Here is a 15705-nt window from a genome sequence, read left to right as displayed (position 1 = left end):
GCCGGCGGTCGACGCCGTAGAAATAGAGCCTCTCCAGCGTTCAGGCGGGATGCTGTAGCTGGCTGAGCCCGCCATCGACGACGAGGGTCGCCGCGTTCATGAACGGGCACTCCTCAGAAATCATGAACACAGCGGCCAGCGCGATCTCGCGCGCCGAGGCGATGCGGCCGCCGGGATGCAGCGCCAGCGTCCTGGCGCGCGCCGCAACCGAATCGGCAAAACTGTTCCAATAGTCGGTCGCCTTCTGCGTCTCGACATAACCGGGCGCCAGCGCGTTCACGCGCACGCCCTGCCCGGCATATTCCAGCGCCAGCGATTTGGTCAGCCCAAGCAGCGCGTGCTTGGCCACGGGATAAGGGAAGGTATGAGGGATGATGGTGAAGCTGTGCGTCGAGGCGATGTTGAGGATCGCGCCACCGCCATTTGCGATCATTCCTGGCAGCACCGCCTTGCTGCAATTCCAGGCGCCCTTGACGTTGACGTCGAAATTGCGATTCCACTCCTCCTCGGTCGCCTCGAGCGGCGTCGAGAACACATTCATCCCCGCATTGTTGATCAGCGCGTTGATCGGCCCGATCGCGTCGGTCGCCCGGCTGACGGCAGCGGCAATCGCGGCCCCGTCGCTGATGTCGGCTGCGGTATGTCCGACATGGCCCTGCGGTGCGGCAAGGCCGGCGACCGTTTTGTCCAGCAGCGCGCCGTCGCGATCGACCAGGAACAGTTTTGCCCCTTCGGCCAGGCAGGCCCCGGCGATGGCAAGCCCGATGCCTTGCGCGGCGCCGGTGAGGAAGATGCGTTTGCCGGACAGGCGCTCAGCCATGGCTGTCACTCCACTGCAAGATGGTCAGCGCCGGCCCAGTGCCGACGAACGCAGATTGTCGAGCAAAACGGCAAGCAGCAGGATCACGCCGCGCACAATGTACTGGTAGAAGGCTGGGATGTTGAGCAGGTTCATGGCGTTTTCGGCAATGCCCATGATCAGCACGCCGACGATGACGCCCGACATGGTGGCGCGGCCGCCGGCAAGCGAGACGCCGCCGAGCACGCAGGCCGAGATGACCGAGAGTTCAAGCCCGACCGCCGCATTGGGCTGGCCCGACGTGATGCGCGAGGCCAAAAGGATGCCGGCGATGCCACAGACCACGCCTTGCAGAGCAAAGATCCAGATGCGCGTCCAGTCGACATTGACGCCGGCCAGGCGCGAGGCCTCCGGGTTGCCGCCGATGGCCAGCGTGTTCTTGCCGAAGACGGTACGATTGAGGACAAAACCGAAGATGCAGAACAGCACGGCCAGGACCCAGACCGGCGTCGGAATGCCGAACAGCTTGGATAGCGCCAGCTGGTAGAAATCCGGGCTGTTGATGCCGACGGCGCGGCCATCGGATGCGATCAGCGCAAGGCCGCGCACGATCTGCATGGTGGCAAGCGTCGTGATCAGCGCGTTGATGCGGAATTTGGCGATGACGACGCCATTGATGAAGCCGACGAAGGCGCCGCAGGCGATTGCCGCGAGAAGCCCGAGCAGGATCGAACCGGTATAGTTCGACGCCATTACCGCGACCATGCCGGCAAAGGCGACGATGGAGCCGACCGAGAGGTCGAAGTCACGCGCGGCAAGGCAGAACATCATCGTGCAGGCGACAATGCCGACGGTGACCACCGACTGCAGCAGGCCGAGCATGTTGCGGTCGGTGAGGAAGTTCGGCACCAGCAGCGACACCAGCACGAAGGCGACGATGAAGATGACGACGAGGCCCTGTTCGCCGAGCAGGATCTTCTTCAACTGATCGGTCATGGTAAAGATCCTCAGGATGCGATCGCGTCGGGGGTTTTCTGATCGGGAAGAGCAGCGGCCAGGATCGCTTTTTCGGCGAACTGGTCGCGGGCGAGTTCGGCGCTGATGCGCCCGCCGCACATCACCAGGATGCGGTCGCAAATGCCCATCACTTCCGGCAGTTCGGACGAGACGACGACGATCGCCATGCCGTCTTCGGCAAGCTGGTAGAGCAACTCGTAGATTTCCGCTTTGGCGCCAACATCGATACCGCGTGTCGGCTCGTCGACGATAAGCACGCGCACGCCCTGCTCCGACAGCCAGCGGCCGAGAATGACCTTCTGCTGGTTGCCACCGGAGAGGTTGATGATGTCCTGCTTGCGCGACGGCGTGCGCACCTTGAGCTTCTTGATGAAGGTCTCGGCGGTGGCGATCTCGCTAGCGCGGTTCAAGATTCCGAAGCGTGTGTGATGACGCCGCGACGAGATGTTGATGTTCTCCTCGATCGAGCGGCCCTGGATGATGCCGTCATGCTTGCGGTCTTCCGAGCACAAAACGATCCCGGCGCGGATCGCGTCATGCGGATCGGTGGCATGCACGACCTTGCCATCAATGGTAATGGTGCCACCTGAGCGCGGGTCGGCGCCGAACACCAGCCGCATCAGTTCCGAGCGCCCCGCGCCGATCAGGCCGAAGAAGCCGACGATCTCGCCCGCCCTCGCCTCGAAGCTGGCGGGCGTCGTCAGTTTTACTCCGCAAACAGCGTCGACCTTCAGCCGGACATCGCCGGCCGGGCGTGGGCGAAACCCCCAGATATCGGAGATTTCGCGGCCGACCATTTCGGCGACGACCTGGTCGCGTGTGACGTTTTTCAGCGACGCATGGTGCGCCGCGAGCTTGCCGTCGCGCAGCACGGTCAGGCTGTCGCAGAGGCGGAACACTTCGTCCAGCCGGTGCGAGACATAGATGATGACCTTGCCCTCGCCGCGCAGGCGGTCGATCAGGGCAAACAGGATTTCGCTTTCGCGCGACGACAATGACGAGGTCGGCTCGTCCAGAGCGATGACGCGCGCGTCGAGCATGATCGCCTTGGCGATCTCGACCATCTGCCGTTCGCCGATGGACAGCGTCTTGACCTTGCGGCTGATGTCGATGTCGATGCCCGCCGATTTCAGCTTGGCGCCAACATCGTCCAGCATCCTGGCACGGGCGATGATGCCGGCGTTGGCGGGGAAGCGGCCGAGGCTGAGGTTTTCGGCAACAGTGAGCTCAGGGACCAGCTGCAGTTCCTGGTGGATGACGATGACGCCATTGTCGAATGCATCCCTCGTCGATGAATAGGCCTGGACCTTGCCGTCGATGCTGATTGCGCCGTCATCGGCATGCTGGTCGCCCGACAGGATCTTGATCAGCGTGGATTTGCCGGCGCCGTTCTCGCCCATCAGGCCGTGCACGACGCCCTTGTCGACGCTGAACGAGACGCCGGACAGCGCCTTGACGCCCGGATAGGTCTTGGTGATTTCCGAGAAGTCGAGAAAGGACATGGGGCGCCTATCCTTTTGCGATGCCAAACAGGCGGCGACTGTGAGCCGCCGCCTGTTTGTACAGGGAGGATTATTCGATGCCGAGACCCTTGCGGACCGTCTGGTAGTCGTCGCGCTTGGCCAGCGCCCCGGCGGTCAGGATGAGCTTCTCGGGTTCCTTGTTGTTGGCGACCCAGTCATACATGTTGAGCGCAGTCTCGTAGCCGTGACGCTTCGGCGAGATGATCACCGTGCCGACGAAGCCGGTGGCGGTCGGCTTCTTGAACTCGTTGATCGCCGAATCCGCGCCGCCAATGCCGACGCCGATCACGTTTTCGGCCGGGATGCCGACGCTTTCGGAAGCGCGCACGGCGCCGAGAACGGCTTCGTCGTTGAGACCGAAGGAGACCCACTTCTTGATGTCGGCATGGGCGTTGAGTACCACCGTCGCCGCATTGAGCGCAGCCTCGGTATCGGTCTTGGCCTGCGGCGCGTCAAAGATGTTTTCGGCCTTGAAGCCGTTGGCCTTCAGCACCGAAATGGCGCCTTCGACCCGGTCGACGGCGGTCGGCAACTGATCATAGGAGACGCGGATGGCGCCGACCTCGTCGGCCTTCCAGCCGCGCGCCTTCATTTCGTCGACGATCGCCTGGCCGACGGCCTCGCCGATCTTGGTCGCCGAAATGCCCATATGCGGCACGTCTTCCAGCGCCTTCCCGTCTGCGCCGACCAGACGGTCATCAACCGTCATCAGCTTGAGATTGTTGGCGGCGGCCTTGGCGACGATGCCGGGGCCGAGCTTCACATCAGGCGTGCAGACGATGAAGCCTTGCGCGCCCTGCGCGCCGAGATTGTCGATCGCCGACATCAGCTTCTCACCGTCCTCGGCGCCGATCTTGACCAGGGTAAAACCCTTCTCCTTGGCGGCCTGGTCGGCGAACTTCCATTCGTCCTGGAACCACGGCTCCTCGGGCTGTTTGACGATAAAACCTATCTTGGTGTCCTGAGCATATGCAGCGATGGTCGTGACGGACAGCACGGCAAGGGCGCCCGCGACGAGCGCGGTCTTCAGAAGTCGCATGATTACCTCCCAGCGATGGCCGGGCGCTCAGCCCGGATGCAGAGTCTCTAATTCTTTTTATCATACTCGTCAATTGATCTGGTATGATAATTGAGCTACATGCTCTGACCAGGGATCGCTGGCGTAAATCCTCCGCATCCGGTAAGGCCGGAGACGCGAGATCAGTGGTTTCGCCGCCTTGGAGGAGGGCTGAGGTGACCGACACTTCGAAGAAGGCATCAGGCGACACCCGCCGCCCGCGCGTCATGCCCGATGTGACCAAGGCGCTTGCCTCAGACATCTTTTCCGGACGTTATCCCGCCGGCTCGTCTCTGCCGACCGAAAACGAACTCGGCGTCGAATATGGCGTCAGCCGCACCGTCATCCGCGAGGCGCTGAAGGTGCTGGCCGCCAAGGGGCTGGTGCTGTCGCGGCCGCGCATCGGCACGGTTGTATGTGAACAGGACAACTGGAACATCATCGACCCGCAGGTGCTGGCCTGGCACGCGCCGCATGCGCTGGACGACAAATTGTTCGACGCCATCCTCGAAACGCGCCGCGCCATCGAACCTCTGGTAGCTGAACTGGCGGCGACTCGTGCGACGCTGCAGGAGATCGCCGATCTCGAAGCCGCCTGGCGCGGCATGGCCAATGCCGGCGAGGATCTCGCCGCCTTCTCGCGCTCGGACATCACCTTCCACCAGATCGTCTATGCCGCGAGCCACAACCCGATCTTCCGCCAGATCGGCAATCTGATCGACACCGGGCTGAAATTCTCGCTTGAAGCAACGGCGACCATTTCGCTCGCCCGGCGCATGGAAGCAGTGGCGGCGCACCGTGAGGTGGTGGAGGCACTGCGCATGCGCGATGCCGCGGCGGCGCGTGCGGCGGCAGGCCGGATCCTCGACCTTGCGGCGCGCGACCTGGTCAGCGCCAAGAAACTCAAGAACAACTGAGACCAGCATGAAAATCATCTCGCTCACCACCTACATCGTCCCGCCGCGCTGGCTGTTCCTGAAGATCGAGACCGATGCCGGCGTCACCGGCTGGGGCGAGCCTGTCGTCGAAGGCCGTGCGCTGACGGTCGAGGCAGCGGTCAAGGAACTCGGCGATTATCTCGTCGGCAAGGACCCGCGCCTGATCGAGGACCATTGGACGGTGATGCATCGCGGCGGCTTCTACCGCGGCGGGCCGATCCTGATGAGCGCCATTGCCGGCATCGACCAGGCGCTGTGGGACATCAAGGGCAAGGCGCTCGGCGTCCCGGTGCATGAACTGCTCGGCGGCAAATTGCGCGACAGCATCAAGGTCTATTCCTGGATCGGCGGCGATCGGCCGGCGGAAGTGGCCGCGGGCGCCAGGGAAGTGGTGGCGCGCGGCTTCCAGGCGCTGAAGATGAATGGCACCGAGGAACTGCAGATCGTCGACAGCCATGACAGAATAGATGCGGCTGTCGAACGAGTCGCCATGGTGCGCGAGGCCGTTGGGTCCAACATTGGCATCGCCGTCGATTTCCACGGCCGCGTGCATCGGCCGATGGCGCGCATGCTGGTTAAGGAGCTCGAACCCTACCGGCTGATGTTCATCGAGGAGCCGGTGCTCAGCGAAAACCGCGAGGCGCTGAAGGAGATCGCAGCGCTGGGCTCGACGCCGATCGCGCTCGGCGAGCGTCTTTACAGCCGCTGGGATTTCAAGTCGGTGTTCGAGCAAGGCGCCGTCGATATCATCCAGCCGGACCTGTCGCATGCCGGCGGCATCACCGAATGCCGCAAGATCGCGGCGATGGCCGAGGCCTATGACATTGCGGTGGCGCCACACTGCCCGCTCGGGCCGATCGCGCTTGCCGCCTGCCTGCAGCTCGATGCCGTCAGCTACAACTGCTTCATCCAGGAACAGAGCCTCGGCATCCACTACAACGCCGCAAACGATTTGCTCGATTATGCCGCCAACAAGGACGTCTTTCGCTACGAGGATGGCTATGTCGCAATCCCCGATGGTCCCGGCCTCGGCGTCGAGATCGACGAGGACTACGTCAAGGAAAGGGCCAAGGAAGGCCACCGCTGGCGCAACCCGGTCTGGCGTCACAAGGACGGCTCCTTCGCCGAGTGGTAGCCCGGCCGACCTTGCGGCCAGGCCTTCAGGACCTCGAGCTCAATTTCGCGGTGGCGCCAGCGTAACGCAGGCCTCTGATGTGCCGCAGCGCCGAGCACCAGCGCATGGGAACCGTCGGCGCCGGCAAGCCGCAACTGGCTGACCGCCTGGGTTGCGGCAAGCAGCGGCGTCAAAATTCTCGACGCATGGCAAGAGAAGGATCGGCAAGTAAATGCAACCGGAAACATATTTTAACTAGCAGTGGTTGCTTGCAAACATCACGCCGTTTGATGACATCCGATCGAAAGCAGTCGCTATCCATGGGACATGGCGGATGTCCTGTTCTTATCGACCTTTTCTTGGCCCGCCAGCCGCGTCACCTGCCCGCGGCGTGCCGGCCTGCGTTCCTGCCGGAGAAGATGCAGCTCCCGAGAAATGTCCCTTCCAGCGCATTGTAGCCGTGATAGCCGCCGCCACCGCCGCCGGCCACCTCGCCAGCCGCATAGAGCCCGGCAATGGGTTCGCCATTGCCGTCGAGAACCTGCGAATTGAGATTGGTGTGCAGGCCGCCAAGCGTTTTGCGCGTCAGGATGTTGAGGCGCACCGCGATCAGCGGCCCGTGCCTGGGATCGAGTATCTTGTGCGGCTTGGTCACCCGGAAGATCTTGTCGCCAATGTAGTTGCGGGCGCCGCGGACGGCTGTGACCTGCGCATCCTTGGTATAGGCATGGTCGACCTCGCGATCGCGCGCCACGATCTGCGCCTTGAGCCGGTCGTAGTCGAGCAGATTGTCGCCTGACAGCGCGTTCATGCCGGCGACCAAGTCGGCCAGGTTGTCGCGGACGACGAAGTCCTCGCCCTTTTCCAGGAACGCTGCCACCGATGGTGGCGCCTTGCCGCCGCGCCGGTTCTTCAGCACGGCCCGCCAATCCTTGGCCGTAAAGTCTAGGTTTTGCTCCGAACCCGACAGCACGAACTCCTTCGAAGCGATCGTCTTGCTCAGCACGAACCAGGAATAATCGTGTCCCGTCGACAGGATACGCTTCAAGGTGCCGAGCGAATCGAAGCTCGGGAAGAACGGCGCCTCCATGCGTTGTCCCAGAGCATCGAACCATAGCGGCGACGGCGCCGACAGGATGCGGATGCCGTGGTTCGGCCAGATCGGATTCCAGTTCTTGATCCCCTCGACATAGTGCCACATGCGGTCGGCGTTGATGACGGCCCCGCCGGCGTCCTGGGTGATCGCCACCATGCGGCCGTCGACATGGTGCGGCACGCCGGCAACCATACGCTTCGGCGCTGGCCCCAGCCGCCCGACCGGCCAGACCTTGCGAACCAACTCATGATTGCCGCCGATGCCGCCGGAGGTGACGATCACGACACCGGCCGAAAGGTCGAAATCGCCGACGGCCGTGCGGCTCGACTGCTTGCCGCGCTCGACATCGGATGCCTCCAGGATTTCGCCCGCGACGCCGGTGACCGCGCCGTTGGTCTTGATCAGCCGGCTGACCTGATGACGGAATTTCAAAGTGATCAGCCCTTTGGCGACGTGCTCGCGCACGCGCCTTTCGAACGGCGCGACCACGCCCGGCCCAGTGCCCCATGTCAGGTGGAAGCGCGGCACTGAATTGCCGTGGCCATTGGCCAGCGCGCCGCCGCGCTCGGCCCAGCCGACCACCGGCCACCAGCGCATGCCCATGGCGTAGAGCCACGGCCGCATCTCGCCGGCGGCGAAATCGACATAGGCTTCCGCCACTTTCCTTGGCCAATGGTCCTCGGGCCGGTCGAACTGGGCAGAACCCAGCCAATCCTGCCAGGCGAGGTCGCGGCTGTCCTTGATGCGCAGGCGGCGCTGCTCGGGCGTGTTGACCAAAAACAGGCCGCCGAGCGACCAGAATGCCTGGCCGCCGAGAAAACCGCCACCCTCTTGCTCGACGATGATCACGCGCTTGCCGGCATCGCCGAGTTCCGCGGCTGCGGCCAGGCCGGCCAGCCCGCCGCCAACGATGATTGCGTCCGCGTCAGCCATTGTCGTAGCTCCTGTGCCGGCTTTTGTTTTCGAGATCGGATGCTCGTTGCTAGCCGCGCAGCGCGTTCCAGATGATGCGCGGCAGCTTCAGGAGGCTCGGCTGGTAGTTGAACTCGGTGATCAGGCGGCCGACCATGTGTGCCCTTTTGTGGGTCAGGAACCAGGCCGGCTTCGGCATGATGCGGAACGGCGCTTCGAGCACGCTGCGCTCCGGTCTGTCGAACAAATAGGTGTTGTGGACGACGCCGATGCCGCTCTGCACATCGTCGAGCGTGTGGCCAGGGAAAGCACCCCAGGTCGGGCGCAGCAGCGCGAACAGAACGCCGCTCCAGGAATTGATGCCGATGCCGCCATAGCGCAGTTCGGCAATGATTTCCTCGAAGCGCTGCCGGCCGATCTCGGCGATCGTCCTGGAATGGATGAGGATGTTGGCGGCAAGCGTGCCGTGCAGCTTTTCATTGGCGTAGGCGACAGCGGCGCGCAGATAGGATTCCGCATTGCCCGCCGGCAGCCGCATGACGCTGAGCGCCGGCGCGAACACCTCGGCATTTTCGAGATAGGCGTCCGTGCCCGGCCGGAACGGCACCACAACGCAGGCGGGCCCGCCAGGCCGCTCGAATTTTTGTGCCGTGTCGGCGTGCGCCTCGAAGGCGGCGAGGCGCTCGGTCGCGCCGGGATAATAGGCCGGGCGCGACGGGGCTTTCTGCATCACCTTTTCGAGTGCTGCCAAAAGCGCATCGGATTTGCCCCAGCCTTCGGGCAACACGAGCATTTGGCAGGCGATGCAGTTGAAACCGGAATTGTTGAGCTTTTGAGTAGCGATCAGTTCGGCGTGGTAGGTGATATCGGCATCCGACCACGGACCGGGCACCACGATGGTGGGTGCCACGCCGCCAAGCTCCGAGGTGATACGCCGGCTGTTGCGCGGCGTGCCCGCCGCCTTGTTCTTGCGGCCCTCCTCGCCAGGCCCCCAGACGATCGCGTCATGCGAAGCGGCGGCACCGGTGATGTGGATGTCGTCGACGAGATCGTGGTTGCACAGATACGCGCCGACATCGGCGCCGCCGCGCACGATGCGCAGCGCACCGAATTCGATCAGCGGCCGCAGCGCCGGCCGCAGGAAATCGATCAGATAGTCGTTGACCGGGTTCATCTTGAGCAGAACCACCTGGTGCTCGACCAAAAGCTTGTGCAGGCAGTCGAGCGGCGCGATCGAGGCGACATTGCCGGCGCCGAGCACGAGGCCGATCTTGCCCTTGCGGCTGGTGCGCGGCGCGTCATAGGCCGATGCGGTGTTTGCGGCCAGGTTCGCCTTGGTCACGCCGGGCTGCATCCAGATCTCGGCCTTCAGCCCGGTGAACAACACCTTGTCCCAGAGCGAATTCGGAACCACCGTCACCGCCACCTGTCCGCTGGGCAAGGTGCGGACCGGCAGTCTGTCGAGGAACTTCTTGCCCTCCATCAGGCTCAGCGTGTGGATGAACTGGTTGCAGCCATCCATCAGCGCCGCCGGGCCAGCCAGCCATTCCTCACCTTCCAGCGGCGAGCCGGTCGGGATGCCCTTCTTGCGCGTCGCGGTTAGATCGGAAGAGCACACGTCTGAACTCCAGTCACCAGATCATCTNTGAGCGCGAGGTCGAGTTCGGCTGCCCATTCAGGCTGCACGGGCTGGGTTTTGACTGCCTTGGCAACCATCCTATCCTCCTCCACTTCGATCTCTTTGTTTGACGCAATTCCTGTGGGAAAACCGCTTCACACTTTTCCTGGAATTGCTCTACGAAAACGGCAGTGCGGCCCATTGCTCGACGAATTTCCCGCCGGAATAGACCTGGATCGAACCGAACTGCTGTAGCACGAATTCGCTCTGCGTCGGACGCAGGAAGGCGTAGTCGTCAGGCCCGACATTGACGTTGTCGGGCAGCGCCATGAATTGCTGATTGGTCGAAAAGCCGAACGTCTTGTCGGTCTTCATCCCCACGGGATGGACGGGCTTCGCCATCCATTTTCCGCCATAGAGAAAACAGCCGCGCCGCGGCAACAGCCCGAGCTTCTGCAGCAGCCAGGAGCGCTGGTCGAGGCCCGGCGCCTGGACATCGACCACTTTCAGGATCGGCGTCGCGATGAATGCGGCAGGCCACAATTGGCTGAGGCTCGGCACATCGAAATCGGTCGGCAGCATAAAAGCCGATCCGATGGACAATTCATTGGCGCCGACCCAGCTGTCATAGAGCAATGCGGTGCTGCTGCCGCCAAGATTGAGGATCTTGCGCTGGTCGGCGGCAAGGCAAGCGACATACTGGCGAAACAGGCTGATCGCCTTGACGCGCGCCTTGGCCGGTCCTCCCAGCAGTTTGGGGATATGGCCGATATGCGCCTCGTAGGCCATGACGCCTTCGCATTTCAGCCGCGGGTAATTCGCCAACGCGGAAACTGCCCGGGCCAGTGAGTCGGGATCGCTGATACCGCCGCGATGAAGGCCGACATCGACCTCGAAGCAGACGCGCAGCTCGCGGTCGAGCTCGGCGGCAAGCGAGCCATAGGCGGCCAGCCGCTCCTCGGTATCGATCAGCCAGACGATGCGCGACGTAGCTTCGCCGAGCCCGGCGAGAACGCCCTTCGTCAGCGCGTGCCTGGCGCCGGCAACCGGCATCGGCTTGCCCAACAGGAGATCGACTTGGGGAAACATTTTCAGCATCTCGGCGCTGATCGGCAGATGAAAGGTCATCAGCCTGTCGGTCGCAAACGCCGCGCGGATATAGTCGATCAGCGGCAGGCATGGCAGCGACTTGTCGACGAGGCGCAGATCGAGGCCCGTGGCGAACTTCGCCTTGATCGCAGCGATGTTGTGATCGAGCCGGTCGAGATCGAGCACCAGGCAAGGCTGAAAGATCCCGGCTGCCCTGAGCGCGCCCGACATTTCCGCGAAATAGGTGTCGGTCAGGCTCATGCCGCGACGCCGAGCAGCCTGGCAATATAGGGCGACACGAAGCGGTTGTCCGGGTCCATCTCGCGGCGGACCGCCATCGCATCGTTCCAGCGCGGATAGAGCGCGCTCAATTCCCTTGATGTCAGGCTGTGCATCTTGCCCCAATGCGGGCGGCCGCCGCGCTTCCTGAAGATCGGCTCGGCGGCGTTGAAGAACGCCATCGGATCGCGCTCGACGCCGTGATGGATGGCGATGGAACAGGTTGGGCGCTTGTAGAAGGGGCTGAGCCAGACATTGTCGGGCGCGACGACGCGCACCTCCATCGGAAAATAGACCTCTGGAAACCGCGTCTCGAGCAGCGCAATGATTTCGCTGAGTGCGGCCGCCCCTTCCTCGAACGGCAGGTGGTATTCCATCTCGTTGAACTTGACGTTGCGCTCGGAGGTGAAGACCTTCAGCCACTCCTCGACATAATCCTCGGCCGGCACCTTGGCGAAGGCCGAGCCGATGAGACGGCGGCGCAGCCAAGGGAGCCAGCTGAGATAGTCGCGCAGTTTTCTCAGCGTCGTCACCGCATCGTCGTCTTCCGTCGGCGGACGCACCGTCGCCGGCGCCTCGGTGATGTCGCTGGCAATCAGCAGCGCCTGGCCGGAAAACGGCACATAGTAGAACTCGGCCGAACGATGCGCCGTCATGGTGCTTTCGAATTGCGCAAGCACATCGGCGATCGGCGCCGTCCAGCGGCGGTGCCGCATCCGGTAACTCGCCACGTTGCGGATCGTCACTTCGGTGACGGCGCCGAAAGCGCCGAGCGAAGCGCCCATGGCTTCGATCATGTCGGGGCTCTTGGCACGGTCGAACTCTTTCACGGCGCCACGCCCGTCGACGATCTGCATCGCCTCGAGCTGGGTATGGTAAGCGCCGAGCGTGATGCCCGAGCCGTGGGTGGCGGTGCCCAGCGCCCCGCCGAACGCCTGCTTGTCGATGTCGCCCATGTTCGGCAGCGCCTGGCCGACGCCGTGCAACAGCTTTGCCAGCGCGCCGATCTTGGTGCCGGCGCCGACCCGTGCTGTCAGCCTTTCGGGATCGTGCGACCTCAGGCCCTCGAAGCGATCAAGCGACAGGATCGTCCCGTCATTCTTGACCAGAGGCGTGAAGGAATGGCCCGTGCCAGCGAATCGAACTGGTCCCGGCGCGTTGCGAATGGCACCACTCAGCTCATCGAGACTCTGCGGTTCGGCAAAAGCCTGCGGCGTGGCCGTGACATAGCCCGACCAATTGCTCCACTGGCTGATAGCCTCTCCCAAAATTGCCTCCCTGGGACGCCGGCTTTGCCGGTCTTTCTCCTAGCGCTGAATAATATGATACATACTCAGCTTTTCGGATATGATACATTGTCAGCTTTCTGTCAACCTGGCAATCGGAGGTGTCTTGTGTGGTCCCGTGTTCAAGTGCATGGCCTTTGGCCATGATTGGGCGCATTCCGATAGTGAGATTATCTCTAGGCAATTAAAAGGACAAACAAGGACACAAATATAATTAAAACAATCTGCTTAAATCTCACCACAAGAGCTTTGCGCTCATCCCGTTTTATTCTGATTTTTGTTTCATGTTCGTCATACTTTATATATCCATAAAACATGCAGCATGCTAACAAAACCAAAAAAATACCTCTCCTACCATGGCTTTCTCGGAAGTCACTGCTGCCAAACGCAACCACCCATCCGCCAATTCCGTAAATAACCAATGTTGAAGTGAATAAAACGAAAAGCATCGAGAAAACGTATAGTTTCTTTAACGCATTCCGACGACCGTCGTGCCCATCCATCACTACAGTTCCTTTGCTTGCACGAACGTAAATCAATACTGCATTATTCATGATTCATACTTGATTTCCGAGTACCCCTCTAGCTCACCTCGGGGCAACGGAACTTCACTACACAATAGCACGCCGCCAGGTCGTGGGGCGAACGGCTAGGTTCCTCGTCCGTCAGCGAGCCGCGCGCCGTACTAAGGGCCGTGCAAATCCATGAGGGCAACCGGCTGTATCACGAGCCTCACCGCGACCGGGCGATCGTGATCGAGCGTGGTATCTGATTGTCATCGGACGACATTCCGCGCCGGCCGCATTATCTACAGCGACGCACGCTGAGCCGGCGTCGGCATTGAACGCAGTTCGTTGCCCCTTCAAGCCAGCCCAAACGTTTCCACGGCCCGCATGATGCCGCGCAATTCGGCCAAACCCTTCAGGCGGCCGATCAGCGAGTAGCCGGGATTGATCCTTGTCTTGCCGATATCGTCGGCGAGCAGGTGGCCATGGTCCGGCCGCATCGGGATTTGCCAGTCGGCTCGGCCCTCCTTGCGGCGGCGCGCCTCCTCCTGCATCAGCGCCAGGATGACATGCGCCATGTCGGTGCCGCCTTCGAGATGCTCGGCCTCGTAGAACGAGCCGTCATCCTCGATGGTGATGTTGCGCAGATGGGCGAAGTGGATGCGGTCGCCGAATTCCTTGACCATGGCGACGATGTCGTTGTCGGCGCGCGTGCCGTAGGACCCGGTGCAGAACGTCAGCCCATTGGCCTGGCTGTCGACGGCATTGAGAATGAAACGCGCATCCTCGGCGGTCGAAACGACGCGCGGCAGGCCGTAGAGCGAAAACGGCGGATCGTCGGGGTGGATACACATGCGCACCCCCTCCTCTTCCGCCACCGGAATGATCTCGCGCAGGAACCACGCGAGGTTGCCGCGCAACTCCTTCGGCCCGATTCCGTCATAGTCCGCAAGCGCCTCGCGAAAACTGTCGCGGTCATACTTGCGCTCTGTAGCCGGCAGGCCGGCGATCAGATTGCGCTCGATCTGGTCCATCTTCTCTGGCGACAATTCCTTCAGCCGCGCTTCCGCTTGCGCAATACGCGCCGGCGTATAGCTGTCAGCACCGTTCTTGCGCTTCAGCACGAACAGATCGTAGGCGGCGAAATCAACGGCATCAAAACGCAGGGCGTAGCCTGTCGTCGGCAGACGGTAGGCTAGATCGGTGCGGGTCCAGTCCACCACCGGCATGAAATTGTAGCAGATCGTGGCGATGCCGGCCCTGGCCAGCGCGCGGATCGAATCGCGGTAATAGCCGGCATAGCGCTCGCGTTCCTGCGCGCCGATCTTGAAGGAATTATGGACCGGAATGCTCTCGACGACCGACCAGGTCAGTCCTGCTTCCTGGATAATGCGCTTGCGCTCCAGCACTTCGGCCTCAGGCCACGCCCGGCCGTCATAGATATGGTGGAGCGCCGAGACCACGCCGGTGGCGCCCGCCTGCTTGACATGATCGAGCGTCACCGGATCATCGGGCCCATACCAGCGCCAGCATTGTTCCATTTCGGCTTTCCTTCTGCGACAGGTTGGCAACTTATTGTTGGACCCCGATGGGAGTCGATAGAAAATGGAGGAGTTTTTAGAAATGACGGATTTCGACGGCAAGGTCGCCCTGGTGACCGGGACGACCGGAATCGGCCTGGCAACCGCCACACGCCTTGCGGCCGGTGGCGCCGCAATCATCGCCTGCGGCATCGACCGCGCCGCCAACGCGGCGATGAAAGCGCAACTAGAAAGTGCTGGTGCCGCGGTGCTGGTCATCGACACCGATGTGTCCGTCTCCGATCAGGTGCGCGACGCGGTCGCGGCTGGCGTCGCGAAGTTCGGCGGCCTGGATGTCATCGTCAATTCAGCCGCCGTCCATCCCTATGGCACGGCGACGACCACCGACTGGGAAAGCTGGAACCGAACGATGACGGTCAATGTCGGCTCGATCTACCTGACCGCGCATTTCGGCATTCCGGAAATGATCAAGCGCGGAGGCGGCGCCATCGTCAACGTCGCCTCGGTGCAGGGCTTTGCCTGCCAGCAGAACGTCGCCGCCTATGCCACGACCAAGGGCGCCATCCACACGCTGACGCGCTCGCTGGCGCTCGACTACGCGGCATCAGGCATCCGCGTCAATTCGGTCAGCCCGGGCTCGATCCGCACGCCGATCCTGGAGAAGGCTGCGCGCGGTGACGGCGGCAGCGATGCCGATGTCGAAGAGGCCTACAAGCGCTTCGGCGCGGCGCATCCGCTCGGCCGCATCGGCGAACCGGAGGAAGTGGCGGAACTCATCGCCTTCCTTTGCTCGTCGAAGGCCGGCTTCTGCACCGGCGCGGACTACAGGATTGATGGCGGACTGACCGCCGGCATCGGCGTCAGATAGAGCACTGATCGTGCTCTGCACGCTTGCCGGCGATCTCGAGCGCTATGTACCGCCTCTATAGC

Annotated in this window: 12 protein-coding genes; 3 read left to right on the top strand and 9 right to left on the bottom strand. The window is 62.7% G+C overall.

The annotated features are described in order from the left end of the window. Window positions 1–40: 40 nt before the first annotated feature. From X771_RS152995 to X771_RS153010, 4 genes are all read right to left on the bottom strand, one after another. Window positions 41–820, bottom strand: a complete 780-nt coding sequence (locus X771_RS152995) for an SDR family oxidoreductase (protein ID WP_023687902.1) — start codon at window positions 818–820, stop codon at window positions 41–43. A gap of 24 nt (window positions 821–844) precedes the next feature. Beyond that, window positions 845–1795, bottom strand: coding sequence for an L-arabinose ABC transporter permease AraH (araH, locus tag X771_RS153000; RefSeq protein WP_023687901.1), 951 nt, complete (start codon window positions 1793–1795; stop codon window positions 845–847). A gap of 11 nt (window positions 1796–1806) precedes the next feature. Next, window positions 1807–3318, bottom strand: a complete 1512-nt coding sequence (araG, locus tag X771_RS153005) for an L-arabinose ABC transporter ATP-binding protein AraG (protein ID WP_023687900.1) — start codon at window positions 3316–3318, stop codon at window positions 1807–1809. A gap of 70 nt (window positions 3319–3388) precedes the next feature. Next, a complete protein-coding gene (locus X771_RS153010; RefSeq protein ID WP_023668118.1) occupies window positions 3389–4378 on the bottom strand; it encodes an arabinose ABC transporter substrate-binding protein in 990 nt (329 codons plus the stop codon). Window positions 4379–4623: 245 nt separating this feature from the next. Between X771_RS153010 and X771_RS153015 the strand changes: the two genes are divergently transcribed. Then, the gene (locus X771_RS153015) at window positions 4624–5313 is read left to right on the top strand and encodes a FadR/GntR family transcriptional regulator (protein WP_245259915.1); all 690 of its coding nucleotides are present in this window, start codon (window positions 4624–4626) and stop codon (window positions 5311–5313) included. Window positions 5314–5320: 7 nt separating this feature from the next. Next, window positions 5321–6469, top strand: a complete 1149-nt coding sequence (gene dgoD / locus X771_RS153020) for a galactonate dehydratase (RefSeq protein WP_023687898.1) — start codon at window positions 5321–5323, stop codon at window positions 6467–6469. 355 nt (window positions 6470–6824) lie between these two features. Here dgoD and X771_RS153030 read toward each other — a convergent pair whose 3' ends face one another. The 5 genes from X771_RS153030 to uxuA all read right to left on the bottom strand — a co-directional run bounded on the left by X771_RS153030 (window position 6825) and on the right by uxuA (window position 14775). Next, complete coding sequence (locus X771_RS153030) at window positions 6825–8477, bottom strand: FAD-binding dehydrogenase (RefSeq protein WP_023687896.1); 1653 nt, start codon at window positions 8475–8477, stop codon at window positions 6825–6827. A 1774-nt stretch (window positions 8478–10251) separates the two neighbouring features. Next, complete coding sequence (locus tag X771_RS153040; RefSeq protein ID WP_031199743.1) at window positions 10252–11424, bottom strand: alanine racemase; 1173 nt, start codon at window positions 11422–11424, stop codon at window positions 10252–10254. Beyond that, the gene (locus X771_RS153045; protein ID WP_023687893.1) at window positions 11421–12710 is read right to left on the bottom strand and encodes a D-arabinono-1,4-lactone oxidase; all 1290 of its coding nucleotides are present in this window, start codon (window positions 12708–12710) and stop codon (window positions 11421–11423) included. Before X771_RS153045 ends, X771_RS153040 begins: the two co-directional genes overlap by 4 nt. 194 nt (window positions 12711–12904) lie before the next feature. Beyond that, complete coding sequence (locus tag X771_RS1000000168100; protein WP_156033774.1) at window positions 12905–13282, bottom strand: hypothetical protein; 378 nt, start codon at window positions 13280–13282, stop codon at window positions 12905–12907. A 308-nt stretch (window positions 13283–13590) separates the two neighbouring features. Next, window positions 13591–14775, bottom strand: coding sequence for a mannonate dehydratase (gene uxuA / locus X771_RS153050; protein WP_023687892.1), 1185 nt, complete (start codon window positions 14773–14775; stop codon window positions 13591–13593). 82 nt (window positions 14776–14857) lie between these two features. Between uxuA and X771_RS153055 the strand changes: the two genes are divergently transcribed. After that, window positions 14858–15643 (top strand): glucose 1-dehydrogenase, encoded by a 786-nt coding sequence (locus X771_RS153055; RefSeq protein WP_023687891.1) that lies wholly within the window; start codon window positions 14858–14860, stop codon window positions 15641–15643. Window positions 15644–15705 lie beyond the last annotated feature (62 nt).

Origin of the sequence: Mesorhizobium sp. LSJC269B00, from assembly GCF_000502815.1 — a bacterium.
Lineage (GTDB): Bacteria > Pseudomonadota > Alphaproteobacteria > Rhizobiales > Rhizobiaceae > Mesorhizobium.
Note: the sequence above shows the minus strand (reverse complement) of the source record. Positions and strands in the feature narration are given on the sequence as shown.